At 68.7% G+C, this 23,647-nt stretch carries 21 protein-coding genes and 4 pseudogenes; 17 read left to right on the forward strand and 8 right to left on the reverse strand.

What is annotated here, in order from left to right:
• Positions 1–48 precede the first annotated feature (48 nt).
• The 3 genes from grpE to L6444_RS03255 are packed head-to-tail and all read left to right on the forward strand — an operon-like array spanning position 49 to position 2,270.
• Entirely contained in the window at positions 49–675 is a 627-nt protein-coding gene (gene grpE, locus L6444_RS03245) for a nucleotide exchange factor GrpE (protein WP_236980500.1), read from the forward strand.
• Between the two features lie 39 nt (positions 676–714).
• On the forward strand, positions 715–1,887 hold the full coding sequence (gene dnaJ, locus L6444_RS03250; RefSeq protein ID WP_236980502.1) for a molecular chaperone DnaJ: 1,173 nt from the start codon (positions 715–717) through the stop codon (positions 1,885–1,887).
• An 8-nt stretch (positions 1,888–1,895) separates the two neighbouring features.
• Positions 1,896–2,270 (forward strand): heat shock protein transcriptional repressor HspR, encoded by a 375-nt coding sequence (locus tag L6444_RS03255; RefSeq protein WP_236984626.1) that lies wholly within the window; start codon positions 1,896–1,898, stop codon positions 2,268–2,270.
• 20 nt (positions 2,271–2,290) lie between these two features.
• Here the strand turns inward: L6444_RS03255 and L6444_RS03260 are convergent, their stop codons facing one another.
• Both L6444_RS03260 and L6444_RS03265 read right to left on the reverse strand, forming a co-directional pair.
• Complete coding sequence (locus tag L6444_RS03260; protein ID WP_370653141.1) at positions 2,291–3,115, reverse strand: aldose 1-epimerase; 825 nt, start codon at positions 3,113–3,115, stop codon at positions 2,291–2,293.
• A 76-nt stretch (positions 3,116–3,191) separates the two neighbouring features.
• Positions 3,192–4,348, reverse strand: a pseudogene (locus L6444_RS03265) (FAD-binding oxidoreductase).
• A 168-nt stretch (positions 4,349–4,516) separates the two neighbouring features.
• On the opposite strand from L6444_RS03265, the gene clpB reads away from it, so the two are divergent.
• Entirely contained in the window at positions 4,517–7,063 is a 2,547-nt protein-coding gene (gene clpB / locus L6444_RS03270) for an ATP-dependent chaperone ClpB (RefSeq protein ID WP_236980506.1), read from the forward strand.
• 134 nt (positions 7,064–7,197) lie between these two features.
• Here clpB and L6444_RS03275 read toward each other — a convergent pair whose 3' ends face one another.
• The gene (locus L6444_RS03275) at positions 7,198–8,010 is read right to left on the reverse strand and encodes an enoyl-CoA hydratase/isomerase family protein (RefSeq protein WP_236980508.1); all 813 of its coding nucleotides are present in this window, start codon (positions 8,008–8,010) and stop codon (positions 7,198–7,200) included.
• A gap of 107 nt (positions 8,011–8,117) precedes the next feature.
• Between L6444_RS03275 and ttfA the strand changes: the two are divergent.
• The 6 genes and pseudogenes from ttfA to L6444_RS03305 all read left to right on the forward strand — a co-directional run bounded on the left by ttfA (position 8,118) and on the right by L6444_RS03305 (position 13,003).
• Positions 8,118–8,971: pseudogene (gene ttfA, locus L6444_RS03280) on the forward strand (trehalose monomycolate transport factor TtfA).
• Positions 8,972–8,977: 6 nt separating this feature from the next.
• Complete coding sequence (locus L6444_RS03285; RefSeq protein WP_236980510.1) at positions 8,978–9,751, forward strand: SDR family NAD(P)-dependent oxidoreductase; 774 nt, start codon at positions 8,978–8,980, stop codon at positions 9,749–9,751.
• A complete protein-coding gene (pyrE, locus tag L6444_RS03290) occupies positions 9,732–10,292 on the forward strand; it encodes an orotate phosphoribosyltransferase (protein ID WP_236980512.1) in 561 nt (186 codons plus the stop codon). Before L6444_RS03285 ends, pyrE begins: the two co-directional genes overlap by 20 nt.
• A gap of 10 nt (positions 10,293–10,302) precedes the next feature.
• Entirely contained in the window at positions 10,303–11,199 is an 897-nt protein-coding gene (locus tag L6444_RS03295) for a hypothetical protein (protein WP_370653072.1), read from the forward strand.
• Complete coding sequence (locus L6444_RS03300; RefSeq protein ID WP_236980513.1) at positions 11,196–11,840, forward strand: TrmH family RNA methyltransferase; 645 nt, start codon at positions 11,196–11,198, stop codon at positions 11,838–11,840. The genes L6444_RS03295 and L6444_RS03300 overlap by 4 nt, the downstream gene beginning before the upstream one ends.
• Before the next feature lie 41 nt (positions 11,841–11,881).
• Entirely contained in the window at positions 11,882–13,003 is a 1,122-nt protein-coding gene (locus L6444_RS03305) for a glycoside hydrolase family 76 protein (RefSeq protein ID WP_236980515.1), read from the forward strand.
• Here L6444_RS03305 and L6444_RS03310 read toward each other — a convergent pair.
• The gene (locus tag L6444_RS03310) at positions 12,986–13,663 is read right to left on the reverse strand and encodes a DedA family protein (protein ID WP_236980523.1); all 678 of its coding nucleotides are present in this window, start codon (positions 13,661–13,663) and stop codon (positions 12,986–12,988) included. The genes L6444_RS03305 and L6444_RS03310 overlap by 18 nt on opposite strands.
• 60 nt (positions 13,664–13,723) lie before the next feature.
• Here L6444_RS03310 and fbaA point away from each other — a divergent pair, with 60 nt between their 5' ends.
• Positions 13,724–14,758 carry a class II fructose-bisphosphate aldolase gene (fbaA, locus tag L6444_RS03315; RefSeq protein ID WP_236980525.1) on the forward strand — a complete coding sequence of 345 codons (1,035 nt, stop codon included), beginning with the start codon at positions 13,724–13,726 and terminating at the stop codon, positions 14,756–14,758.
• A 129-nt stretch (positions 14,759–14,887) separates the two neighbouring features.
• Here the strand turns inward: fbaA and L6444_RS03320 are convergent, their stop codons facing one another.
• Positions 14,888–15,706, reverse strand: a complete 819-nt coding sequence (locus tag L6444_RS03320) for an Rv0361 family membrane protein (protein ID WP_236980527.1) — start codon at positions 15,704–15,706, stop codon at positions 14,888–14,890.
• Between the two features lie 71 nt (positions 15,707–15,777).
• Here L6444_RS03320 and L6444_RS03325 point away from each other — a divergent pair, with 71 nt between their 5' ends.
• Entirely contained in the window at positions 15,778–16,191 is a 414-nt protein-coding gene (locus L6444_RS03325; protein ID WP_236980529.1) for a DUF3151 domain-containing protein, read from the forward strand.
• Here L6444_RS03325 and L6444_RS03330 read toward each other — a convergent pair.
• From L6444_RS03330 to L6444_RS03340, 3 genes and pseudogenes are all read right to left on the reverse strand, one after another.
• Positions 16,188–17,083 (reverse strand): annotated as a pseudogene (locus L6444_RS03330) (cation diffusion facilitator family transporter). The gene L6444_RS03325 and the pseudogene L6444_RS03330 overlap by 4 nt on opposite strands.
• A gap of 40 nt (positions 17,084–17,123) precedes the next feature.
• Entirely contained in the window at positions 17,124–17,876 is a 753-nt protein-coding gene (locus tag L6444_RS03335) for a site-2 protease family protein (protein ID WP_236980531.1), read from the reverse strand.
• A gap of 9 nt (positions 17,877–17,885) precedes the next feature.
• Positions 17,886–18,554 carry a peptidase M50 gene (locus tag L6444_RS03340; protein ID WP_236980533.1) on the reverse strand — a complete coding sequence of 223 codons (669 nt, stop codon included), beginning with the start codon at positions 18,552–18,554 and terminating at the stop codon, positions 17,886–17,888.
• A gap of 90 nt (positions 18,555–18,644) precedes the next feature.
• Here L6444_RS03340 and L6444_RS03345 point away from each other — a divergent pair, with 90 nt between their 5' ends.
• The 5 genes and pseudogenes from L6444_RS03345 to L6444_RS03365 all read left to right on the forward strand — a co-directional run bounded on the left by L6444_RS03345 (position 18,645) and on the right by L6444_RS03365 (position 23,642).
• Positions 18,645–19,943, forward strand: a complete 1,299-nt coding sequence (locus L6444_RS03345; RefSeq protein ID WP_236980535.1) for an adenylosuccinate synthase — start codon at positions 18,645–18,647, stop codon at positions 19,941–19,943.
• The gene (locus L6444_RS03350) at positions 19,940–20,587 is read left to right on the forward strand and encodes a PaaI family thioesterase (RefSeq protein ID WP_236980537.1); all 648 of its coding nucleotides are present in this window, start codon (positions 19,940–19,942) and stop codon (positions 20,585–20,587) included. The genes L6444_RS03345 and L6444_RS03350 overlap by 4 nt, the downstream gene beginning before the upstream one ends.
• A 225-nt stretch (positions 20,588–20,812) precedes the next feature.
• Positions 20,813–22,033, forward strand: a pseudogene (gene purT, locus L6444_RS03355) (formate-dependent phosphoribosylglycinamide formyltransferase).
• A complete protein-coding gene (locus L6444_RS03360) occupies positions 22,030–22,449 on the forward strand; it encodes a rhodanese-like domain-containing protein (RefSeq protein WP_236980539.1) in 420 nt (139 codons plus the stop codon). Before purT ends, L6444_RS03360 begins: the two are co-directional and overlap by 4 nt.
• On the forward strand, positions 22,449–23,642 hold the full coding sequence (locus L6444_RS03365) for an O-succinylhomoserine sulfhydrylase (protein WP_236980541.1): 1,194 nt from the start codon (positions 22,449–22,451) through the stop codon (positions 23,640–23,642). The genes L6444_RS03360 and L6444_RS03365 overlap by 1 nt, the downstream gene beginning before the upstream one ends.
• Positions 23,643–23,647 lie beyond the last annotated feature (5 nt).

The raw sequence follows: 23,647 nt of genomic DNA on the forward strand, positions 1-23,647 counted from the left end.
CGCGCGCCGCGACGATGCAGAGCGAAGCGATGAGGAGGAGCGGCGCCAATGACCGACGGGAATCAGCAACAGGAACCGGTGACGGTCACCGACAAACGGCGGATCGACCCCGAGACTGGTGAAGTGCGGCACGACCTTCCCGGCGCTGGTTCAGCGTCGGGAGGGCCGTTCGCCGGCGAATCGCCGGAAGAGGCCGGCAAGGCCGCCGAACTGCTCGGCGACCTACAGCGGGTGCAAGCCGACTTCGCCAACTATCGCAAGCGGGCGCTGCGCGACCAGCAGGTCGCGGCCGACCGGGCCAAGGCTAACGTGGTCAGCCAATTGCTGGGCGTGCTCGACGATCTCGAGCGGGCACGCAAGCACGGCGACCTGGAGTCGGGGCCGATGAAATCGGTCGCGGACAAGCTGACGAACGTGCTGACCGGGCTCGGGCTGACGGCATTCGGTGTCGAGGGCGAGGATTTCGACCCCGCCCTGCACGAGGCCGTGCAGCACGAAGGCGACGGCGGCCCGGGCTCCAAGCCGGTGATCGGCACCGTCATGCGGCAGGGCTACCAGCTCGGCGAGCAGGTGCTGCGGCACGCGATGGTCGGAGTGGTCGACACGGTCGCCGGCGAGACCGGCGAAACCGGGCCGGGCGACACGAGTGATAACGCCGACGACTCCGGTGACTAGGACACACAATCAACGAGAGAGCTAAGGAGGTGACGCGATATGGCCCAGCGTGAATGGGTCGAGAAGGACTTCTACAAGGAGCTCGGCGTCTCCTCTGATGCCAGCGCCAAAGAGATCAAGACGGCGTACCGCAAGCTGGCTTCCGATCTGCATCCGGATAAGAACCCCGCCGGAGCCGACCGGTTCAAGGCAGTGTCCGAGGCGTACAGCGTCTTGTCTGATGAGGCCAAGCGCAAGGAGTACGACGAGACCCGCCGGCTGTTCGCCGGCGGTGGTTTCGGTGGCGGCCGCCGCTTCGACACGGGCGGCTTCGGCGGTTTCGGCGGTGGCGGCGACGGTGCCGAGTTCAACCTCAACGACTTGTTCGAGGCGGCTGGGCGGTCCGGCGGCGCCAACATCGGCGACCTGTTCGGCGGCTTGTTCGGGCGCGGCGGTAGTCAGCGTCCCAGCCGGCCGCGCCGCGGCAACGACTTGGAGACCGAGACGGAAGTGGATTTCGTCGAGGCCGCTAAAGGCGTCGCGATGCCGCTGCGGCTGACCAGCCCGGCTCCGTGCACCAACTGTCACGGCAGCGGCGCACGCCCGGGCACCAGCCCCAAGGTATGCCCCAACTGCAACGGCGCCGGCGTGATCAACCGCAACCAGGGCGCGTTCGGTTTCTCCGAACCCTGCACCGAGTGCCGTGGCAGCGGCTCGATCATCGAGCACCCCTGCGAGGAGTGCAAAGGCACCGGCGTCACCACCCGCACCCGCACCATCAACGTGCGGATCCCGCCGGGGGTGGAGGACGGACAGCGGATCAGGCTGGCCGGCCAGGGCGAGGCCGGGTTGCGGGGGGCCCCGTCGGGAGATCTGTACGTGACCGTGCACGTGCGTCCGGACAAGGTGTTCGGCCGCGACGGCGACGACCTCACCGTGACCGTGCCCGTCAGCTTCACCGAATTGGCTTTGGGCTCAACGCTTTCGGTGCCCACGCTGGACGGCAAGGTCGGAGTCCGGGTGCCCAAAGGCACCGCCGACGGCCGCATCCTGCGGGTGCGCGGACGTGGGGTGCCCAAGCGCAGCGGCGGTGCCGGCGACCTGCTGGTCACCGTCAAGGTGGCGGTGCCCCCGAACGTGGAAGGTGCCGCCCAGGAGGCGCTGGAAGCCTACGCCGAGGCCGAGCGGGCCAGCGGGTTCGACCCGCGGGCAGGTTGGGCGGGTAACCGCTGATGGCTCCGATGTCCAACAACAACGAGGAATCGCGGACGTTCCTGATCTCGGTGGCCGCCGAGCTGGCCGGTATGCATGCGCAGACGCTGCGCACCTACGACCGGCTCGGCCTGGTCCGCCCGCAGCGCACCCCCGGCGGTGGGCGCCGGTATTCCGAGCATGACGTCAACTTGCTGCGTGAGGTGCAGCGACTGTCGCAGGACGAAGGCGTGAACCTGGCCGGCATCAAACGCATCATCGAGCTGACCAATCACGTCGAGGCGCTGCAGTCCCGGCTCAAGGAGATGTCGGAGGAGCTGGCCAGGCTGCGGGCCGGTCAGCGCCGCGAACTTGCGGTGGTGCCGAAGAACACCGCCCTGGTCGTCTGGCAACCGCGCCGATAATCCGGCCGGCGCCATCCGTGTCAGACGCGGATGGAGAAGACCGCTTCGGCCGGCTCGCCCGGACGGGCGCAGCGGTAGCCGGAGCGGCGCAGTGCGTCGGTCGGGGCGGCCATCGGCTCGAAGCACACCACGTCCTCACCCGGCGGCGCGAAGATCTGCGCCGCCGGGTAGCCGCGGTCGAAACACACTTCCAGTCGACGATCCCCGCCGCGCACCGCGAACACCGACCCCTCGGCAACCTGATCGTAGGCGTCGTCGAAACTGTTGTCGCCCAACCGTTCTGAGCGGGCGGTCTGCTCAGTGGTGCGGCCGGTCGGCAGGCCGTGCTGGTCAAGAGACAGGTGCCGCAGCGCCGGTGTCTCGATGACCCAGTCTGCGCGCTCGGTACCCGGCAGCTGAAGGTAGGGGTGATACCCGAAGCACAGCGGCACGGCGCGCTCCGCCGTCGCCGTCACGGTGGTGCACACCGTCAGGGTCCGCTGCGCGAGCCTGACGTTCACGGTCAGCAGGTGCGGGAAGGGAAAGCTGGCCAGCAGCCGCGGATCGGCACCGAAATCCACTTCGGCGGTCAGTTCATTCTCCGATTCGGCTGTCACGCGCCAGCCCGGGTACGCGGCCAGTACGCCGTGAATGGGCAGTCCGGCGGGGTCGGTCCGCACCCCGTTGGCGCCGGGCGTCAGCGTCACCGTCACGTTCTCGGCAGTAAAAGTGTTGCCGCCCAAGCGATTTGCCCACGGATACAGGATGGGGATGCCCATCGTCTTGCCCGCGCTCAGGTAGGCGTCTAGGCCGCGTCGCTGGCCGAGCAGTTCGACCCCGGCATCCTGCAGTGACGTGCCGATCATGCCGGCCTCGGGCACGAACTGCGCCGTGACCGGCGGGTCGCTCACGGTGATGACGCGCACCGGGCCAGCCTAGCCTTCAGCGCGACAACGGATCGTGCTGAATGCGTTCCGGGGGGGCGCCTTTGGCCATCAGGGCGGCCTTGGTCGCCTGCACCATCGCCGGTCCGCCGCAGATCAGGATCTGCCGGTCACCCCAGCTGCCGTACCGGGCGACGACGTCGGGCAGCCGTCCGGTTTGGCGCACGTGCAGTCCGCGGGGCGGGGACACGTCGGGGTAGTCGGCGGCCCAGGACGGGTCGCTGTTGTACTCCGATACCGGCGACACCGACAGCCAGGGGTTGTGTGCCGCGATCTGCCACAGGGTCCGCAGGTCGTAGAGCTCGCACGGGTAACGCGCGCCGAAGAACAGGTGCACCCGCGGATTCTCGGCGAAGCGACTGAGATCCATGATCAGGGCTCGCAGCGGCGCCAGGCCGGTGCTGCCGGCGACCATCAGCACGTCGTCGCCGTCGCGGTCGACGTGGAAGCCGCCGTGTGGACTCGACAACCGCCACCGGTCGCCGGGCCGCGTTTCGGTGACGACGGCGTTGCTGACCAGTCCGCCCGGCACCACCCGCACGTGGAACTCGATGCCGCGCGGGTCGGCGGGGATTGCGGGGGACAGGTAGCGCCAGCGGCGGGGCACTGCGGGACATGCACGTTGACGTACTGCCCGGGGTGATAGTCCAGGGGGCGGTCCAGGCGCAGCCGGACCACCGCGAGATCGCGCGACACCCGGGTGTGCTCGACGACGGTGCCGTCCCACCAGGCGGGCGAGTCGTCGGAATCCGCCGCCCCGCTCATCACCCCGACGAACAGGTTCAGCGACTGCTCGGCCGCCGCGGCAACGGCATCGGTCCAGGCGCCGGCCAGGTGAGCGCGCAGTGTTGCGTACAGTGCCCGGCGCAGCGTCTGGTAGTGCGCCGGCCGCACCCCGTATTTGCGGTGGTCGCGACCCAGCTGCGCCAGGAAGGCCACCGGCTGCTCGGCGCGCTGATCGACCAGCTCGCCGTAGAGCCAATGCATCGCGTGCGCGAAAGCGGCTCGCTGGCTGTGCATTTCGGGTGGGAACAGGTCGCGCACCGAGGTGTCGATGGCGAACCAGTGGGTGTAGAAGCGGTGCACCAGTTCTTGGTCCTCGGGGCCGAAGGCGTCGCGCAGCACCTGCAACGCATGCCGATCCTCGAGGCTCACGGACGCCGATTCTAGGCCGGGCCGCTGGGCCGCGGGCGCGCGCCGACAGCGGAGAGCCAGGTCGGGGGCAGGCCCCGGCGAACCGGCGGAAGTTGAGCGGAATAGACTCAACCTTGACGCGGTTCTACAACGCGACAAGATTTTATTAGCTACTAGAACGGAGGTGTCGTGGACTCTTTCAACCCGACAACCAAGACCCAGGCGGCTCTGACGTCGGCGCTGCAGGCGGCATCAGCCGCGGGCAACCCCGAGATCCGGCCCGCTCATCTGCTGATGGCGCTGCTGACGCAAAACGACGGCATCGCCGTGCCGCTGCTGGAAGCTGTCGGGGTCGAGCCCGCCACTATCCGCACCGAGAACCAGCGCCTGCTGGAGCGGTTGCCCCAGATCAGCGGCTCCAGCTCGCAGCCTCAGCTGTCCCGGGAGTCGCTGGCGGCGATCACCACCGCACAGCAGCTGGCCACCGAGATGGACGACGAGTTCGTCTCCACCGAGCACCTGATGGTCGGGCTGGCCACCGGTGACTCCGAGGTCGCCAAGCTGCTCACCGGCCACGGCGCCTCCCCGCAGGCGCTGCGGGATGCGTTCGTCAAGGTGCGCGGCAGCGCCCGCGTCACCAGCGCCGACCCCGAGGCCACCTACCAGGCGCTGGAAAAGTACTCCACCGACCTGACGGCCCGCGCCCGGGAGGGCAAGCTCGACCCGGTCATCGGGCGCGACAACGAGATTCGGCGGGTGGTGCAGGTGCTGTCCCGGCGCACCAAGAACAACCCGGTGCTCATCGGCGAACCCGGCGTCGGCAAGACCGCGATCGTGGAAGGCCTGGCCCAGCGGATCGTGGCCGGCGACGTGCCGGACAGCCTGCGCGACAAGACCGTCGTCTCCCTCGACATGGGCTCGATGGTCGCCGGCGCCAAGTACCGCGGTGAGTTCGAGGAACGGCTCAAGGCCGTGCTCGACGACATCAAGAACTCGGCCGGGCAGATCATCACGTTCATCGACGAACTGCACACCATCGTCGGCGCCGGCGCGACCGGCGAGGGCGCGATGGACGCCGGCAACATGATCAAGCCGATGCTGGCCCGCGGCGAACTGCGACTCGTCGGCGCCACCACACTCGACGAGTACCGCAAGTACATCGAGAAGGACGCCGCGCTGGAGCGCCGCTTCCAGCAGGTGTTCGTCGGGGAGCCGTCGGTGGAGGACACCGTCGGCATCCTGCGCGGCCTCAAGGACCGCTACGAGGTGCATCACGGCGTGCGCATCACCGACTCCGCGCTGGTCGCGGCGGCCACCCTGTCCGACCGCTACATCACCGCGCGGTTCCTGCCGGACAAGGCGATCGACCTGGTGGACGAGGCCGCCAGCCGGTTGAAGATGGAGATCGACTCCCGGCCCGTCGAGATCGACGAGGTCGAGCGGTTGGTGCGTCGCCTCGAGATCGAGGAAATGGCGCTGTCCAAGGAAGAGGACGCAGCCTCCAAGGAACGGTTGGAGAAGCTGCGCGCCGAACTGGCCGACCAGAAGGAAAAGCTGGCCGAGCTGACCACCAGGTGGCAGAACGAGAAGCACGCCATCGACGCCGTCCGCGAGCTCAAGGAACAGCTGGAGGAGTTGCGCGGCGAGTCCGAGCGCGCCGAACGTGACGGCGACCTGGCCAAGGCCGCCGAGCTGCGCTATGGCCGTATCCCCGAGGTGGAGAAGAAGCTCGAGGCGGCGGTGCCGCAGGCCGAGGCTCGCGAGAACGTGATGCTCAAGGAAGAGGTCGGTCCCGACGACATTGCCGACGTGGTGTCGGCCTGGACCGGCATCCCGGCCGGCCGGCTGCTGGAGGGTGAGACGGCCAAGCTGCTGCGCATGGAGGACGAGCTGGGCAAGCGCGTCGTCGGGCAGCGCAAGGCCGTGCAAGCGGTGTCCGACGCGGTACGGCGGTCCAGGGCCGGTGTTGCCGACCCGAACCGCCCCACCGGCTCGTTCCTGTTCCTCGGCCCCACCGGTGTCGGCAAGACGGAGCTGGCAAAAGCGTTGGCGGACTTCCTGTTCGACGACGAACGCGCCATGGTCCGCATCGACATGAGCGAATACGGCGAGAAGCACTCGGTGGCCCGGCTGGTCGGGGCGCCGCCCGGTTACATCGGCTACGACCAGGGTGGTCAGCTGACCGAGGCGGTGCGCCGCCGGCCCTACACCGTGGTGCTGTTCGACGAGGTGGAAAAGGCCCACCCGGACGTGTTCGACGTGCTGCTGCAGGTGCTCGACGAGGGCCGGTTGACCGACGGCCAAGGCCGCACGGTCGACTTCCGCAACACCATCCTCATCCTGACCTCGAACCTGGGGTCCGGCGGCACCGAGGAGATGGTGATGGCCGCGGTGCGCTCGGCCTTCAAGCCGGAGTTCATCAACCGCCTCGACGACGTGCTGATCTTCGAGGGACTCAACCCCGAGGAGCTGGTGCAGATCGTCGACATCCAGCTGGCCCAGCTGGCCAAGCGGCTCGCTCAGCGGCGCCTGCAACTCGAGGTGTCGCTGCCCGCCAAGCAGTGGTTGGCCCAGCGCGGCTTCGACCCGGTATACGGGGCCCGTCCGCTGCGGCGGCTGGTCCAGCAGGCGATCGGGGACCAGCTGGCCAAGATGCTGCTGGCCGGCGAGGTGCACGACGGCGACGTGGTGCCCGTCAACGTCAGCGCGGACGGCGACTCGCTGGTCCTGGGCTGACCCGGACGGGCGGATCCGGGCCGGGGCGTGCCCCGGCCCGGATTCTGGCCCGTCGACCGTGAACCCTGCGCGTCCCACCAGCGCGTCGCGTCGTGAATTCCACAAGTCGGCGGGCAACGGCCTGTCGGGAAGGGTTACCGAGGGCCGCCGACCTCGAAGTCCCTGGTCTGAGCACCGGCGTCGATCACGGCCTGCAGCCGTTGCCGGGCAACGGGCTGGGCCAGAGTCTGGCGGAACAGCTGATCTTCGGTGCGCAGTCCGGCGGCGAGATCGGTGGACAGCGCGGCGTCGACCGCGCGTTTGGCCGCCGCGATGGTGCCCACCGGCGCCGCGGCGACGCGGGCGGCGAGCTTGTCCACGAACCGCCGCAACTTCTCCGGTGGCAACGCGCGATTGACATATCCCCAGGCTTCGGCGGTCGCCGCATCGACGTCCCGGCAGCCCAGGATGACCTCCAAAGCACGCCCCCGGCCGACCAGCCGGGGCAATCGCTGGGTGCCACCCCCGCCGGGGATGATCCCCAGCGCGACCTCCGGCTGGCCGAAGACGGCTTGCCCGAGCGCCGCATAGCGCATGTCGAACGCCATCGCCCACTCGCTGCCGCCACCCCGGCAGATGCCTTCTATGACGGCGATGGTGGCCTTCGGCATGGTCCGGAAGTCCTCCATCACGGTATGGAAGAAGCTCAGCTCGTCGTGCAGTCCGGTGTCGTCCGTAGGTAGGTCCAGGATCATGCCGACGTCTGCGTGGGCGACGAAGAAGTCCGGGTCGGCCGAGTCGACCACCAGCACGCGCACGTCGTCGTCGGCCGCCACCTGCTGCGTGAGGCGGACGATCTCCTCAGCCAGCGGCACATCCAGCAAGTTGATCGGCGGATTGTCGATGGTGGCCCGGCAAATCCCGTCGACACTGGAGACGCGCAATAGCCGATAATCGGCGTAACTCATGACCGTCAACACTACGCAGCCGCCCCGCGGGGGTATTCACTCCTGTGATTCGGTTGTGACCTGCTCGGATTCTGTGTTCGGTACTGAGAGCAGATAGGCTGTTCGGGATGGTCCCGCTCTGGTTCACGCTCTCCGCGCTGTGTTTCGTCGGCGCGGCGGTGCTGCTGTACATCGATATCGATCGACGTCGCGGCCGCAGCAGGCGCCGCAAGTCCTGGGCCAGGTCGCACGGCTTCGACTACGAGCGCGAATCCACCGACATCCTGCACCGCTGGAAGCGTGGCGTGATCTCGTCGGTCGGCAACGTTCCGGCCCAAAACGTCGTCCTGGGCCAGATCCGCGGTGAAGCGGTCTACATCTTCGACCTCGAGGAAGTCGCCACCGTCATCGCGCTGCACCGCAAGGTCGGCACCAACGTCGTGGTGGACCTGCGGCTCAAAGGCCTCAAGGAGCCCCGCGAGAGCGACATCTGGCTGCTGGGCGCGATCGGCCCGCGGATGGTGTACTCGACCAACCTCGACGCCGCCCGGCGCGCCTGCGACCGGCGCATGGTCACCTTCGCCCACACCGCGCCCGACTGCGCCGAGATCATGTGGAACGAACAGCACTGGACGCTGGTGGCCATGCCGATCGCCAGTACCCGCGCCCAGTGGGACGAGGGCCTGCGCGCCGTCCGCCAGTTCAACGACCTGCTGCGGGTGCTGCCGCCGCTGCCCGCGGACACTCCCCAAGAGGTCGGCGAATCCGAGGGGCGTCGCGCCCCCGGCCGTCCGTTGGCCCCGGCTGCCCGTGCGGAGTTGCCGGCGCGGCGCACGCAGGCGGACCCGATCGCGGGCGTGCTGCCCGACCCGGCTCGCCGGGTGGCCGAGCCCGTTCCGTCGAGGAGAGCCGCTCGGAAGGCGTTCGGCGTCCACCGCGGACGGAACGCAACGGCCACCAGGCCAGCAACTACCAGCACTGAGAGCACATGCCCCGTCCTGTTGCGCTGATCACTGGGCCGACGTCGGGCATCGGTGCCGGGTATGCCCGCCGGTACGCCCGCGACGGCTACGACCTGGTTCTGGTCGCTCGCGACGCCGAACGGCTGAAACAGCTGGCGGGCGAGCTGGAGTCGCGGGTGGGCAGCATCGAGATACTGCAGGCCGACCTCGCCTTGGCCGCCGACCGCGCCAAGGTTGCCGAACGGTTGGCCGAAGGCGTGCGGGTGCTGGTGAACAACGCCGGGCTGGGCACGTCCGGTGATTTCTGGACGGCCGATCCCGCATTGCTGCAGCGACAACTCGACGTCAATGTGACCGCGGTGATGCACCTGACCCGCGCCGCACTGCCGGCCATGCTGGCCGCGGGTACGGGCACCGTCGTCAACATCGCCAGCGTCGCCGGCCTGCTGCCGGGCCGCGGATCGACCTATTCGGCGTCCAAGGCTTGGGTGATCTCGTTCACCGAAGGACTCGCCAACGGCTTGCAGGGCACCGGCGTCGGGGTGCACGCCGTGTGCCCGGGCTACGTGCGCACCGAGTTCCACAGCCGGGCCGGGCTCGACATGGCCGGGGTGCCGTCGTTCATGTGGCTCGAGGTCGACGACGTGGTCAACGAGAGCCTCGCCGACGTGGCGCGCGGCAAGGTGATCAGCATCCCGGGCCGCGAGTACAAGTTCCTGGTCGCCACCGGCCGTGCGATGCCGCGGCGGCTGGCGCGTCTGGTCACCAAGCGATTTGGCAGTGGCAGTGGCCGAACCTGACCCGCGGTCCGATGACCGCGCCGAACTGGCCGACCTGGTGCGGCGGCTGTCGGTGATCCACGGCCGCGTCACGCTGTCGTCGGGCAAGGAGGCGGACTACTACGTCGACCTGCGCCGTGCCACTCTCCATCACCGCGCGTCGGCGCTGATCGGCCGGCTGATGCGCGACCTCACCGAGGACTGGGACTACGCGCTCGTCGGCGGCCTGACGCTGGGGGCCGACCCGGTCGCGACTGCGATCATGCACGCTCCGGGCCGTCCGATCGACGCGTTCGTGGTGCGTAAGTCGGCCAAAGCGCATGGCCTGCAACGACTTATCGAGGGATCCGAGGTGGCCGGCCAGCGGGTGCTGGTGGTCGAGGACACCAGCACCACCGGGAATTCGGCGCTGACGGCGGTGCGCGCCGTCCAGGACGCCGGCGGCGAGGTCGTGGGCGTCGCGACCGTGGTCGATCGCGCGACCGGTGCCGCGCAGGCCATCGAAGCCGAGGGGCTGCCCTATCGCAGCGTGCTGGGCCTGGCCGAGCTGGGGCTGGGCTAGGTCGCTGGCGGTGCGCGTTCTCCTGGTGTTGGCTGTGGTCTTGGCCTGCCTGGCCGGATGCTCGAATCCGGGCCGTCGCAACGACATCTACGGAGCGCCTGACGCCCATATCGGCGAATCGCAGGCGGTGCTGGGCTGGAACGTCGCGGTATCGAATCTGCGCTGGTCGGATGACTACGTGCTGGTGGACGTCGACGCCTCGCCCACCGACCTCAAGGCGCCGCACGCCAAGGCCGAGGACATCCGCTTCGGCCTGTACGGCGCCCTGTCGCATCCGATGGAGGCGACCGGGCTGGGCAGCTGTGACGACGCGATGACCAAGGTGCACGACATCGGCTCGCCGCTGAACGCGCCGCCGGACCGGCTGACCGGCACGGTGTGCCTGGGCCCGCTGAAGGATCGCAGTGCGGTGCGCGGGGTGTACGTCTACTCGCCGCATGACCGGATCGCCGGCACCGTTGCCGCCTACCCGGCCGCGTTCCCGGTGGGGCTGCTCCCGACCCCGGAGAGCGACACCGGGCTGGTAGTGCAGAGCACCAGCGTGTCCGCTTGGCGCGCCGACGGCATGCCGGTGACCAAGGCCCAGCTGGGTGACCCGGCAGCGTTCAACGGCAACGGCTACATGCTGCTGGGCCTGCAGGCCGGCGCGGTGGCCGGCCGCTACCGCGACGACTCCGCCAAGCGTGGCGGGCCCATGATGCTGGCCGCCACCCCGACGCTGCCCGGCAAGGGGCTGAGCCCGGCCTGCGCGGCCTACGGCTCCACCGTGCTGGTGCTGCCCGACACGTCGCGCGACGCCGTCCAGGTCACCGCGTCGCTGTGTACGCAGGGCGAGATCAACCAGGCGCTGCTGTTCGCGACGGTGACGGTCGTCGGCACCCACGCCGCGGTGTGGACGTCCAAGTGACCGAGCCGGGGCCTACCGAGTGGGGTGCGCCCGCCACCGGCGTCGGACCCTGGACCGCAGACCTGCCCGACGACCCCCGCTACGACCCAGATCTGTTGCGCGACGGCGATTCTCGCAATGTCGTCGACGCCTACCGGTACTGGACCCGGGAGGCCATCGTCGCCGACATCGACCAGCGCCGGCACCCGCTGCACATCGCGATCGAGAACTTCGGCCATGACGCCAACATCGGCTCGGTGGTGCGCACCGCGAACGCGTTCGCCGTGCACACCGTGCACATCGTGGGCCGGCGCCGGTGGAACCGGCGCGGCGCCATGGTGACCGATCGTTATCAGCGCCTGTGTCACCACGACAGCACCGCCGAACTGATGGACTTCGCTGCCGGCGCGGGCCTGACGGTGGTCGCGGTGGACAACGTGCCCGGCGCGGCGCGCCTGGAAGAGACGGCGCTGCCCCGGGACTGCCTGCTGGTGTTCGGTCAGGAAGGACCCGGCATCACCGACGACACCCGCGGCGGTGCGGCGATCACCGTATCGATCGCCCAGTTCGGCTCGACCCGCAGCATCAACGCCGGGGTGGCCGCGGGGATTGCCATGCACGCCTGGATCCGGCAGCACGGCGACCTGACCCGGGCTTGGTGACGGCCTACCTGGCCCCGAAGCGGTAGGGCAGGATCTCAGGTATGGATCAGCTTTGGGCGAACCGGGCGGCCAGCTCCGAGGCCGCCGTCACGCAGCGCCACCTCCGAAAGCTGTGGGGGCTGCCCGGCACCCAGCTCGGCGTGGTGGCCTGGCCCTCCGAGCGCCGGGACCGGTTGTTCGGCGGCTGGCATTACTGGTGGCAGGCGCATCTGCTGGATTGCCTGATCGACGCGCAGCTGCGCGACCCGCGGTCCGAGCGGCACACTCGGATCAAACGCCAGATCCGCTCGCACCGGTTGCGCAACGTGATGCGCTGGACCAACGCCTATTACGACGACATGGCGTGGCTGGCGCTGGCGCTGGAGCGGGCTGCGATGTACGTGGGCGTCGAGCGCCGCGGGGCGCTGGCCAAGCTCGCCGACGAGTTCGTCGACGGCTGGGCCCCTGACGCCGGCGGCGGCATCCCGTGGCGCAAGCAGGACCAGTTCTTCAACGCCCCTGCCAACGGTCCGGCGGGGATCTTCCTGGCCCGCTACCCGGGCCGGTTGCGGCTGGCCCAACAGATCGCCGACTGGATCGACGAAACCCTGATCGACCCGGACAACCATCTGGTGTTCGACGGCATCCGGGACGGTTCGCTGGTCCGCCCGCAGTACACCTACTGCCAGGGTGTGGTGCTGGGGTTGGAAACCGAGCTGGCCAAGCGCACCCACGACGACCGGCATGCACCCCGGGTGCATCGCCTGGTGGCGGCCGTCGACAAAGAGATGGCTCCCGGCGGCGTACTCAAGAGCGGCGGCGGTGGTGACGGCGGGCTGTTCCCCGGCGTCACGGTGCGGTACCTGGCTCTGGTCGCCACCGATCTGCCGGGTGATTCCGCCGCGGATGTCGCCGCCCGGGAAACCGCCGCCAAGATCGTGTTGACGTCGGCCAAGTCGGCGTGGGACAACCGCCAAACATTGGATGGCCTACCGGTTTTCGGCGCGTTCTGGGATCGCGACGCCGAACTGCCCACCACCGGCGGCCAGCAGGCGCAGTTCGTGGCGGGTGCCGTCAACAGCTCGGAGATTCCCGAGCGTGACCTGTCGGTGCAGTTGTCGGGCTGGATGCTGATGGAGGCGGCGCACAACGTCGCGACGGCGAAATCAGTCGGGCAAGGGTAGCGGGTCGGGCTCGTCTTTGGGGGCCCGCCGGCGGGACCGGTAACCGCGCCAGGCGGCGATGAACGCCGGGATCATCGACACGAACAGGATGCCCAGGATGATCTTTTCCAGGTTCTGGTGCACGAAGGGCACGTTGCCCAGGAAGTATCCGGCGATCGTGACGCCGCCGCCCCACAGCACGCCGCCGACGATGTCGAAAGCCAGATACACCGGATAGCGCATGTAGGACACGCCCGCCACCACCGGGGTGAACGTTCGGACGAACGGCATGAAGCGGGCCAGGATGATCGCCCACGGACCGTACTTTTCAAAGAACGCGTGCGACTCGGTGACGTAGTGCTGCTTGAAGAAGCGCGAATCTTCTCGCTTGAACAGGGCCGGCCCGATGCGCCGGCCGATGAAATACCCGGTCTGATCACCCAGGATGGCCACCAGCGCGACCGACGGCGCCAACACCCAGATGTCGAGGGTGCCCTTGGCCGCGAGCAGCCCGCCGGTGAACAACAACGACTCGCCGGGCAGCAGCGGGAACAGCAGACCGGTCTCGACGAAGACGATGACCAGGATCGTCGGCAGTACCGCGGAGGCGAACAGGCCCTCGGGGCCGATCCAGAACATCGGGTCGAGGATGCTTCCCGACGCCACCAGAGTGGTGCTCATGATGCTTCAACATACCGGCGTTGCAATACTGAGTGGACCAGTCTTCGAGAGGAACCTTCCATGCCCATCGCAACGCCCGAGATTTACGCCGAGATGCTGGGACGGGCCAAGGCGAACGCGTACGCGTTCCCGGCCATCAACTGCACTTCCTCGGAAACCATCAACGCTGCCATCAAGGGCTTCGCCGACGCCGGCAGCGACGGAATCATCCAGTTCTCGACGGGCGGTGCGGAATTCGGCTCCGGGCTGGGCATCAAGGAGATGGTGACCGGCGCGGTCGCACTGGCCGAGTTCGCCCACATCATCGCCGACAAGTACCCGATCAACGTCGCGCTGCACACCGACCACTGTCCGAAGGACAAGCTGGACACCTACGTGCGGCCGCTGCTGGCTATCTCGGCCGAGCGGGTCGGCAAGGGCGAGAACCCGTTGTTCCAGTCGCACATGTGGGACGGCTCGGCGGTGCCGATCGACGAGAACCTGGAGATCGCCCAGGAGCTGCTGAAGCAGGCGGCGGCCGCCAAGATCATCCTGGAGATCGAGATCGGTGTCGTCGGCGGCGAGGAGGACGGCGTCGCCAACGAGATCAACGACAAGCTCTACACCACCCCCGAGGACTTCGAGAAGACCATCGACGCGCTCGGTCACGGGGAGCACGGGCACTACCTGCTGGCCGCCACATTCGGCAACGTGCACGGCGTCTACAAGCCGGGCAACGTCAAGCTGCGCCCCGACATCCTGGCCCAGGGCCAGAAGGTGGCCGCGGCCAAGCTGGGTCTGTCCGACGACGCGCAACCCTTCGACTTCGTCTTCCACGGCGGCTCGGGATCGGAGAAGTCCGAGATCGAGGAGGCGCTGCGGTACGGCGTGGTGAAGATGAACGTCGACACCGACACGCAGTACGCGTTCACCCGCCCGATCGTCGCGCACATGTTCACCAACTACGACGGCGTGCTCAAGGTCGACGGCGACGTGGGCAACAAGAAGGTCTACGACCCGCGCAGCTACCTCAAGAAGGCCGAGGCCGGGATGACCGAGCGGGTTATCGAGGCCTGCAACGACCTGCACTGCGCCGGCAAGTCGCTGGCCGGCTGACGCGCGCGGCGGGGTGCGTTCGACTTCGCCGCGCCTCGCCACTCTGCCTCGCCCTGAAACGACGGCGGAAATCGGCTGCGATTTGCGCCCTGGTTACACGCGAGGCGAGGCGAAACAGGCGCGGAGTCCTCAGTTGGACTGGCAGATCTTCCACTGGTCGTCGCGGAACTGCAGGTCCAGGCTGCGCGTCGAGCGGACCTGCGGGTCGTAGGCCATGAACGTGGTGACGTTGGCCTCGGCGTGCTCGCCGTTGACGACGATCTGATCGATGCTGGCGATCATCGGGTACTGCTTGGCCGCCGAGACCCGCCGGTAGGTTTCGGCCCACGCCTTTTCGTCGTAGTCCACATAGCCGTCGCGAGTGGTGCCGCAGGTGATGCTGCGCAGCGCGGTCAGGTCACCCCGTTGAATCGCGACGTCGAAATTCTGGATGGTCTGCCTGACCTGGTCCTCCTGCGAGGCCTTCTCGTGCTTGCCGCGGGTCAGCAGCACGGTCCCGAAGATCGCGATCGCGGCCAGCGCCAGCACGATGACCACGATGGCCAGCACCCAACCCCAGTTGCGATTCTTGGCCGCCTGGGTCTGGTTTACCCCGCCACGCGCCGGAATCGACTGCGCAGTAACGTTCGGTGGCAATGGCGGCGCCGGCGGGATGGGTGGAGCGGGTGACGCAGCGGTCGGCCCAGCCGCCGGCGCGGGACGCGTCTCGAAAACCTCGGTGGGCGCCTCGGTGGCGGTGGCGAACACCTGTGTCTCTTTTTCGTCGAAACCCGGTGCGGTGAACCGGCGCTCGGGCTGCCCGTCAGGCACCGTCGCCTCGGTGCTCTCCTCCGGTTGCCGCTTGACGATGGCGACGGTCTCGGTTTCGGCGTTGTCAGGGTTGCGCTGCGGGCCCGGTGTGCCGCTGGAACCTGTGCCGCCGCGATCTGGCTCGGGTGCGTTGGGCATGAAAGGAGCTTAGCGACCCAACCCGCGGTTGGCGTGATCCCCGAGGTAGCGGTGTTGGCACAATGTGTCCCATGACTCCGATGGGTGATCTGCTGGGACCTGATCCGATTCTGCTGCCGGGCGACAGTGAGGCTGAAGCGGAGCTACTCGCGAACGAGCGGCCGGGAATCGTGGCGGCGGCGCATCCGTCGGCTTCGGTGGCCTGGGCCGCGCTGGCCGAGGAGGCGCTGGCCGAGGACCGGGCCATCACGGCCTACGCCTATGCCCGTACCGGCTACCACCGGGGCCTGGACCAGCTGCGCCGCAACGGCTGGAAGGGATTCGGCCCGGTGCCGTTCTCGCACGAGCCGAACCGCGGTTTTCTGCGCTGTGTGGCGGCCCTGGCGCGCGCCGCCGACGCGATCGGCGAGACCGACGAGTATCGCCGCTGCGTGGATCTGCTCGACGACTGCGACCCCGCCGCCCGCACTGCGCTGCGCCTTTAGAACGTCTCCTCGCAGTGCCCGTCCGGACAGTCGATCTGGACGGTCGCGTGGTCCAGTCCGCGGGCCGACAGCACCGCGCGCGCGTCACTGAGTACCCGGGCGGATTCGCCGACGCTGGTCAGATGCGCGGTGGCCATGTCTTTGCCGGGCGACAGCGTCCACACGTGCAGGTCGTGCACATCGGTGACGCCGTCGACCGCGCCGAGCGCCGAGCGCAATTCCTCGACGTCGATATGAGCCGGCGACGACTCGGACAAGATGCGTAGCGCAGCGCGGGCCAGGGCGATCGCCCGCGGCAGCACCCACAGTGCAACCAGCACCGCGACCACCACGTCGGCGTACGGCCAGTGCGTGGTGACGGTCACGATGCCGGCGATCAGCACGCCGATGCTGCCGACGGTGTCGGCGACGACTTCCATGTAGGCGCCCTTGACGGCCAGGCTGGCCTCGGAATGCGAGCGCAGCAGCATCGCCACGGCGAAGTTCGCCGCCACCCCGGCCAGTGCGACCACGATCATGGGCACACCGGGTACCGCCGGCGCTTCCCTGAGCCGGTCGATCGCCTCGTAGAGGATGAACATCGCGACGCCGACCAGTAGTACCGCGTTGGCCACCGCGGTGAACACTTCGGCCCGATGCCAGCCGTAGGTGCGACCGGGCGACGAGCTGCCGCGGCGAGCCAGCACCACGGCAGCCAACCCCATGAACACCGCGACCACATCGGTGAGCATGTGTCCGGCGTCGGCCAGCAGCGCGATCGAGTTGATCAACAGCGCGGTGGTCAGCTCGACGACGAAGAACGTCGCCAGGATGGCCGCGGCGCCGACCATGCGGCGGATCATCCGCGACGCGTCCGCCTCGGCGGGGGGGTGTGGCTGTGTCCGGCGCCCATGCCGCTTAATATATGCGCAATTTCGCATATATCGCAATGGTCAGGCCCAGGCGCTCCAGAAGCGGGTCAATATCCCGCCGGCCTGAGCCAGCCGCGGCGGCACGCCGGAAAGGCCGAAAAGCCAGTACACCGACTCGAAGAACCACTGATTCAACCCCGGCGCCAACAGCACGACCAGCAGGACGAACAGGCCGAACTGCTTGGCCGGCGCCACCGCGCGCTGCGTCTGCGGGCTCAGGTGCGGCTCCAGCGCGTCATAGCCGTCCAAGCCCGGAATCGGCAACAGGTTCAGCACTACCGCGGTGACCTGCAGAAAACCCAGAAACGCCAGACCCGCCGCCAGCACCCAGTGCGCCGGATCGTAGAACACCCGTGTCGCCGTCAAAAGCAGCACTGCCAGAACAAGATTCATCGTCGGGCCGGCCAGGCTGACCAGGGTCCGGCGTGCCGGCGTCATGAACGAGGTCTGTAAATACACCGCGGCGCCCGGCAGCCCGATCCCGCCCAGCGCGATGAAGATCATCGGCAGCACCAGCGACAGCCCGGGGCTGGCGTAGCGCCGCGGATCCAGGTCCAGGTAGCCGCGGACGGCCACATCGTGGTCGCCGAAGCGCCAGGCGGTGTAGGCGTGCCCGAACTCGTGTAGGCACAGCGACACCAGCCACCCGGCGATGACGAGGATGAACACCCCCGCGTACGCCATCGGCCGCACCGATGATCCGGCGGTCCAGGCCAGCGCCGCACCCACGGCCGTCGCTCCGATCAGGCCGAGGAAGACCGGGCTGGGGCGCACCGGTCGAAACTACCGAACCTGTAGCCACCCTTCGACGTTGCGGTAGAACGTCGAGCGTCGCACCGCCCGCGGCGCCGGCACCCCGTCGCGCAGCACGGTCGCTCCGGTGGTGCCGAGCTGGGCCGCGCGCCCGCCGACCCAGCGTCTGATCCAGCGGCCCGGCAGACAGGCCCGCAGGCCCGGCACCGCCAGCGTCGGCTCGACCCACAGCTCGGCGGCCTCGCCGTCGAACAGCACCGCGTCGTCGACCACCGCCTCGCCGCGGATCGTCGTGGCCCCCTCGACCGGCAGCCAGCGGGCGCGCCCGACCAGCACCGTGCCGGTCTCGTCGCGGATCAACGGCACCCGGCTGGCGCTGCCGTGCCGCGCCCGACGCGCCGCACGCCGACCGGCCGGCAACCGGTAGGCGCGGGTGGCACGGGTCCGCCGCCGGGGCGCATACGCCACCTCGACATCCAGCCGGTCGGCGCGCAGCAGGCGACGCAGCACCATGGCCAGGTCGGCGTCGGAACCCACCACCACCAGCCGCTGGCAGTCGGCCAGCAGCGCGTCGACGCCGTCGGACGTCGCAGCGCGGTGGGTGGGCAGATCAGCCAGGCCGCGCGGCACCGGCTTGTCGTCGAACAGCAAGACGGCGGCGGGCGGCTGATGGTCGGCTTTCATGCGTTTTGGCAGCATTTTTGAGGTTCTCGGGGCACCGCAGGATAGGGTAGGTCACCGGCTGGACCACAATATGCGGGCACAACCCCGCCAGAGCAGGAGCAAGTCATGCCGGCAATCGTCCTTATCGGCGCCCAGTGGGGCGACGAGGGCAAAGGTAAAGCCACGGATCTGCTCGGCGGACGCGTGCAGTGGGTGGTGCGCTATCAGGGTGGCAACAACGCCGGGCATACCGTGGTGCTGCCTACCGGTGAGAACTTCGCCCTGCACCTCATCCCGTCGGGCGTATTGACGCCCGGGGTCACCAACGTGATCGGCAACGGCGTGGTGATCGACCCCGGTGTCCTGCTCGACGAGCTCAAAGGCCTGCAAGACCGCGATGTGGACACCTCCAAGCTGCTGATCTCCGCCGACGCGCACCTGCTGATGCCCTATCACGTGGCTATCGATAAGGTCACCGAGCGCTACATGGGCAGCAAGAAGATCGGCACCACCGGGCGCGGTATCGGACCCTGCTACCAGGACAAGATCGCCCGGATGGGCATCCGGGTCGCCGACGTGCTGGACCCGGATCAGCTCGCGCACAAGGTCCAGGCCGCGCTCGAGTTCAAGAACCAGGTGCTGGTCAAGATCTACAACCGCAAGGCCCTCGAGCCCGAGCAGGTGGTCGAGGCGCTGCTGGAGCAGGCCGCCGGGTTCCGGCACCGCATCGCCGACACCCGGCTGCTACTGAACAACGCGTTGGACGCCGGCGAGACCGTGCTACTGGAAGGCTCGCAGGGCACCCTGCTCGACGTCGACCACGGCACTTACCCGTATGTGACGTCGTCGAATCCGACCGCGGGCGGCGCGGCGGTGGGTTCGGGCATCGGCCCGACCCGGATCGGCACGGTGTTGGGGATCCTCAAGGCCTACACCACCCGGGTGGGTTCGGGCCCGTTCCCCACCGAGCTGTTCGACGAGAACGGCGAGTACCTGTCCAAGACGGGTGGGGAGTTCGGGGTGACCACCGGCCGGCGGCGCCGCTGCGGCTGGTTCGACGCCGTCATCGCGCGCTATGCCACCCGGGTCAACGGCATCACCGACTACTTCCTGACCAAGCTGGACGTGCTGTCCAGCTTGCAGACGGTGCCGGTCTGCGTCGGCTACGAGGTCGACGGCAAGCGCACCGACGAGATGCCGATGACCCAGCGCGAGCTCTGCCACGCCAAGCCGGTGTACGAGGAGCTGCCCGGGTGGTGGGAGGACATTTCCACCGCCCGCGAGTTCGACGATCTGCCGGCCAAGGCGCGCGACTATGTGCTGCGACTGGAAGAGCTTGCCGGAGCACATGTTTCGTGCATCGGTGTGGGGCCGGGGCGGGACCAGACCATCGTGCGACGCGATGTGCTGCGGGCTCGCCCGTGACCGAGGTTCCCGACAACCCCACCGATCTAGACCCCGAATACGAGCACCACGGCGGCTTCCCCGAGTACAGCCCGGCCACTCCGGGTCCCGGGTTCGGCAAGTTCGTGGCGGCCATGCGCCGTGTCCAGGACCTGGCGGTGTCCGCCGACCCCGGCGACGACGTCTGGGACGAGGCGGCCGAGCGCGCCGCCGCCCTGGTGGAGTTGCTCAGCCCGTTTCAGAGCGCCGACCCGGGAAAACCGCCGGCCGGTCGCACGCCCGAGCTGCCCGGGATGGGCAGCCTGCTGCTGCCGCCCTGGACGTTGACCCGTTACGGCGCCGACGGCGTCGAAATGGAGGGCCACTTCACCCGTTTCCACGTCGGCGGCAACTGGGCGGTGCACGGCGGCGTGCTGCCGCTGCTGTTCGACCACATGTTCGGCATGATTTCGCATGCCGCCGGGCGGCCGATCAGCCGCACGGCCTTCCTGCACGTCGACTATCGCAAGATCACCCCGATCGACCGGCCGCTGCGGATCAGCGGCCGGGTCACCCGTGTCGAGGGACGCAAGGCGTTCGTCTCCGCCGAACTGTGCGAGGACGACGGCACCCTGCTGGCCGAAGGTCACGGCCTGATGGTCCGCCTGCTGCCCGGCCAGCCCTGACAGCGCCCTAACGCCGCCCTGGGGTCCGGCGCGGTGATACGTCGCGGCTGGTCTCGAAGCACATTTGGCACTCATATGCGTCGCGAAATGAGTCAAGACGCGGCGTTCTCGCCCCCCGCACCTATCCTTGTCGGCGAGACAACTCACGACGGAGGGGGTGACTGCTTGACCGAGCGGCAGGAGACCGGCGCGCAGGATCGCCCAGCGGCTGAGGGTGCTACGGCGATCTGGTCCGTCGAGAAACCGACGGAAGCGCCCGCGACAGCCGAACCGCTCGAGCCGCAAGACCCGGAACCGGAAAACGAGGCCGGGCCGAGATTGCTGCTGCTGGGCACCGACGACGCCGGCGAGGAGTTGACCGTCGCGCTGCAGCGGCTTGGCGCGGAGGTAATGACCGCCGACGCCGAGACGCTCACCGACGCCGAGGAGCTCACCGCGGTGCTGGTTAGCCTGCAACCTGACTTCGTGGTGACGCGCACCGATGCGGTCGTGTTCGGGGCCCTCGAAGCGTTCGAGTCGGCCGAGGGCCAAGACGTCGAGTGGGTACCGAGTTTGCGTGCGGCCCGGCTCATCGCCGACCGCGAGGGCCTGCGCCGCCACGCCGCCGATGAGCTGGGCCTGCCGACTGCGCCGTTCTGGTTCGTCGACTCGCTGGCCGAACTGGAGGCGGTGGCCGCGCACGCCGGCTTCCCGTTGCTGGTCAAACCGGTCGCCGGTCCGAGCGGGCAGGGCCGATCGGTGGTGCGGACGCCCGAGGAGGTCGCGCCGGCCTGGGAGCGCGCGGGCCGGGGTGGCCGGGTGTGGGCCGAGACAGTGGTCGATGTCGAGTTTTTTGGTCACGCTGATCGTTGTCCGCAGCGAAGGCCCGTCCGGGCCGGTCATCGAGTTCTGCAGCCCGATCGGTCATCGCAGCAACGGCGCCGACGGGCTGGAGTCCTGGCAGCCTCAGCAAATGAGCACCGCCGCGCTGGACGCGGCCAAGTCGATCGCCGCGCGCATCGTTAAGTCCTTGGGTGGGCGCGGCGTCTTCGGCGTCGAACTGATGATCAACGGGGACGAGGTGTACTTCAGCGAGGTCGCTGCGGGTCCCAGCGACAGCGCCTGGGTGACGCTGCGTAGCCAGCGGCTTTCGGCGTTCGAGTTGCAGGCCCGGGCGATTCTGGGGGTAGCGGTGGACACCATGATGGTGTCGCCGGGCGCCGCCCGGGTGTGATCACCCGTGGCCCCTCCGCGCCGGGCGCCGCGCCCAGCGGCGATTTGCTCGCCGCGGCCCTGGCCGTGCCCGAGAGCGACGTGCGGGTGTTCGATCCGGCCGCCTCGGCTGGCTCGGATGCGGCGCCGCCCAGCTCGGGGCTGGCGCTGGCCACCGCGCCCGAGTTGGCCGTCGCCCGGGACCGCGCCCGGCAGGTCGCTGCCAGGCTGAATGTGCGAGACTCGCGCGCGTGAGTTACGCAGGAGACATCACGCCGCTCGAGGCCTGGAAAGTGTTGACCGAGAATCCGCACGCCGTGCTGGTGGACGTGCGCACCGATGCCGAATGGAGTTTCGTCGGCGTCCCGGATCTGTCCAGCCTCGGCCGTGACGTGGTGTTCGTCGAGTGGAACAAGTCCAGCGGTCAGCACAACGAGAATTTCCTCGCCGAGCTCCAAGAGCAGATCCCGGACTCCGGCGAGACCGAGCGGCCGCTGGTGTTCCTGTGCCGTTCGGGTAACCGGTCCATCGGCGCCGCCGAGGTGGCCACCGAGGCGGGCCTGACGCCGTCGTACAACGTGCTGGACGGCTTCGAAGGTCAGCTCGACGCCCAGGGCCATCGTGGCGGAACGGGGTGGCGCGCGGTCGGACTGCCGTGGAAGCAAGGTTGATGAACGGGCTGCCGGACGGTGTCAGCCAGGCCACTCTCGGGGTGCGCGGCGGCCTGACCCGCTCGGGGTTCGAAGAGACCTCCGAGGCGATGTTTCTGACGTCGGGTTACGTGTATCCGTCGGCGTCGGTGGCCGAGCAGTCGTTCACCGGCGAGGTCGACCACTACGTCTACTCGCGCTACGGCAATCCGACGGTGAACATGTTCCAGGAACGCCTGCGGCTGATCGAGGGCGCTCCGGCGGCGTTCGCGACGGCCAGTGGGATGGCCGCGGTGTTCGTGTCGCTGGGTGCGCTGCTGGGCGCCGGTGACCGGTTGGTGGCCGCGCGCAGCCTGTTCGGCTCGTGTTTCGTGGTGTGCAACGAGATCCTGCCGCGCTGGGGCGTGCAGACCGTGTTCGTCGACGGCGACGACCTGTCCCAGTGGGAGCAGGCTCTCTCGGTACCCACCCAGGCGGTGTTCTTCGAGACGCCGTCCAATCCGATGCAGTCGCTGGTCGACATCGCCGCGGTGACCGAGCTGGCGCATGCCGCCGGAGCAAAGGTGGTGTTGGACAACGTCTTCGCCACTCCTTTGCTACAGCAGGGTTTCCCGCTCGGGGTGGACGTGGTGGTTTATTCCGGCACCAAGCACATCGACGGGCAGGGCCGGGTACTCGGTGGCGCCATTCTGGGCGACAAAGAATACATCGACGGCCCGGTGCAGAAACTGATGCGGCACACCGGCCCGGCGATGAGCGCCTTCAATGCGTGGGTGCTGCTCAAAGGCCTTGAGACGCTTGCGGTTCGAGTCCAGTACAGCAACGCTTCCGCGCAGCGCATCGCCGAATTCCTGGAAGGTCATCCGGCGGTGAGTTGGGTGCGCTACCCGTTCCTGCCGTCACATCCGCAGTACGACCTCGCCAAGCGGCAGATGTCCGGCGGCGGAACGGTTGTCACGTTCGAACTTAAGGCCGACGACGGCGACTACAAGCAACGCGCCTTCGAGGTGCTGGACAAGTTGCAGTTGATCGACATCTCCAACAACCTCGGTGACGCGAAATCGCTTGTGACGCACCCGGCTACGACAACGCACCGGGCGATGGGACCAGAGGGCCGGGCCGCGATCGGGCTCGGCGACGGCGTGGTGCGCATCTCGGTGGGCCTGGAGGGCACCGACGACCTGATCGCCGATATCGATAGGGCGCTGCGTTAGCCCGC

It is taken from the genome of Mycobacterium kiyosense, assembly GCA_021654635.1.
In the GTDB taxonomy this organism is placed as follows: Bacteria; Actinomycetota; Actinomycetes; order Mycobacteriales; family Mycobacteriaceae; genus Mycobacterium; species Mycobacterium kiyosense.

What these genes read in the sequence shown, in the direction of transcription:
- L6444_RS03305 (WP_236980515.1), top strand. Translation starts at nt 11,882, where the DNA reads ATGGATCAGCTTTGGGCGAACCGGGCGGCCAGCTCCGAGGCCGCCGTC.
- L6444_RS03365 (WP_236980541.1), top strand. Translation starts at nt 22,449, where the DNA reads ATGAACGGGCTGCCGGACGGTGTCAGCCAGGCCACTCTCGGGGTGCGC.
- L6444_RS03310 (WP_236980523.1), bottom strand. Translation starts at nt 13,663, where the DNA reads ATGAGCACCACTCTGGTGGCGTCGGGAAGCATCCTCGACCCGATGTTC.
- L6444_RS03285 (WP_236980510.1), top strand. Translation starts at nt 8,978, where the DNA reads ATGCCCCGTCCTGTTGCGCTGATCACTGGGCCGACGTCGGGCATCGGT.
- L6444_RS03260 (WP_370653141.1), bottom strand. Translation starts at nt 3,115, where the DNA reads ATGATCGGCACGTCACTGCAGGATGCCGGGGTCGAACTGCTCGGCCAG.
- dnaJ (WP_236980502.1), top strand. Translation starts at nt 715, where the DNA reads ATGGCCCAGCGTGAATGGGTCGAGAAGGACTTCTACAAGGAGCTCGGC.
- L6444_RS03255 (WP_236984626.1), top strand. Translation starts at nt 1,896, where the DNA reads ATGTCCAACAACAACGAGGAATCGCGGACGTTCCTGATCTCGGTGGCC.
- L6444_RS03275 (WP_236980508.1), bottom strand. Translation starts at nt 8,010, where the DNA reads ATGAGTTACGCCGATTATCGGCTATTGCGCGTCTCCAGTGTCGACGGG.
- fbaA (WP_236980525.1), top strand. Translation starts at nt 13,724, where the DNA reads ATGCCCATCGCAACGCCCGAGATTTACGCCGAGATGCTGGGACGGGCC.
- L6444_RS03345 (WP_236980535.1), top strand. Translation starts at nt 18,645, where the DNA reads ATGCCGGCAATCGTCCTTATCGGCGCCCAGTGGGGCGACGAGGGCAAA.
- L6444_RS03340 (WP_236980533.1), bottom strand. Translation starts at nt 18,554, where the DNA reads ATGCTGCCAAAACGCATGAAAGCCGACCATCAGCCGCCCGCCGCCGTC.
- L6444_RS03320 (WP_236980527.1), bottom strand. Translation starts at nt 15,706, where the DNA reads ATGCCCAACGCACCCGAGCCAGATCGCGGCGGCACAGGTTCCAGCGGC.
- L6444_RS03325 (WP_236980529.1), top strand. Translation starts at nt 15,778, where the DNA reads ATGACTCCGATGGGTGATCTGCTGGGACCTGATCCGATTCTGCTGCCG.
- grpE (WP_236980500.1), top strand. Translation starts at nt 49, where the DNA reads ATGACCGACGGGAATCAGCAACAGGAACCGGTGACGGTCACCGACAAA.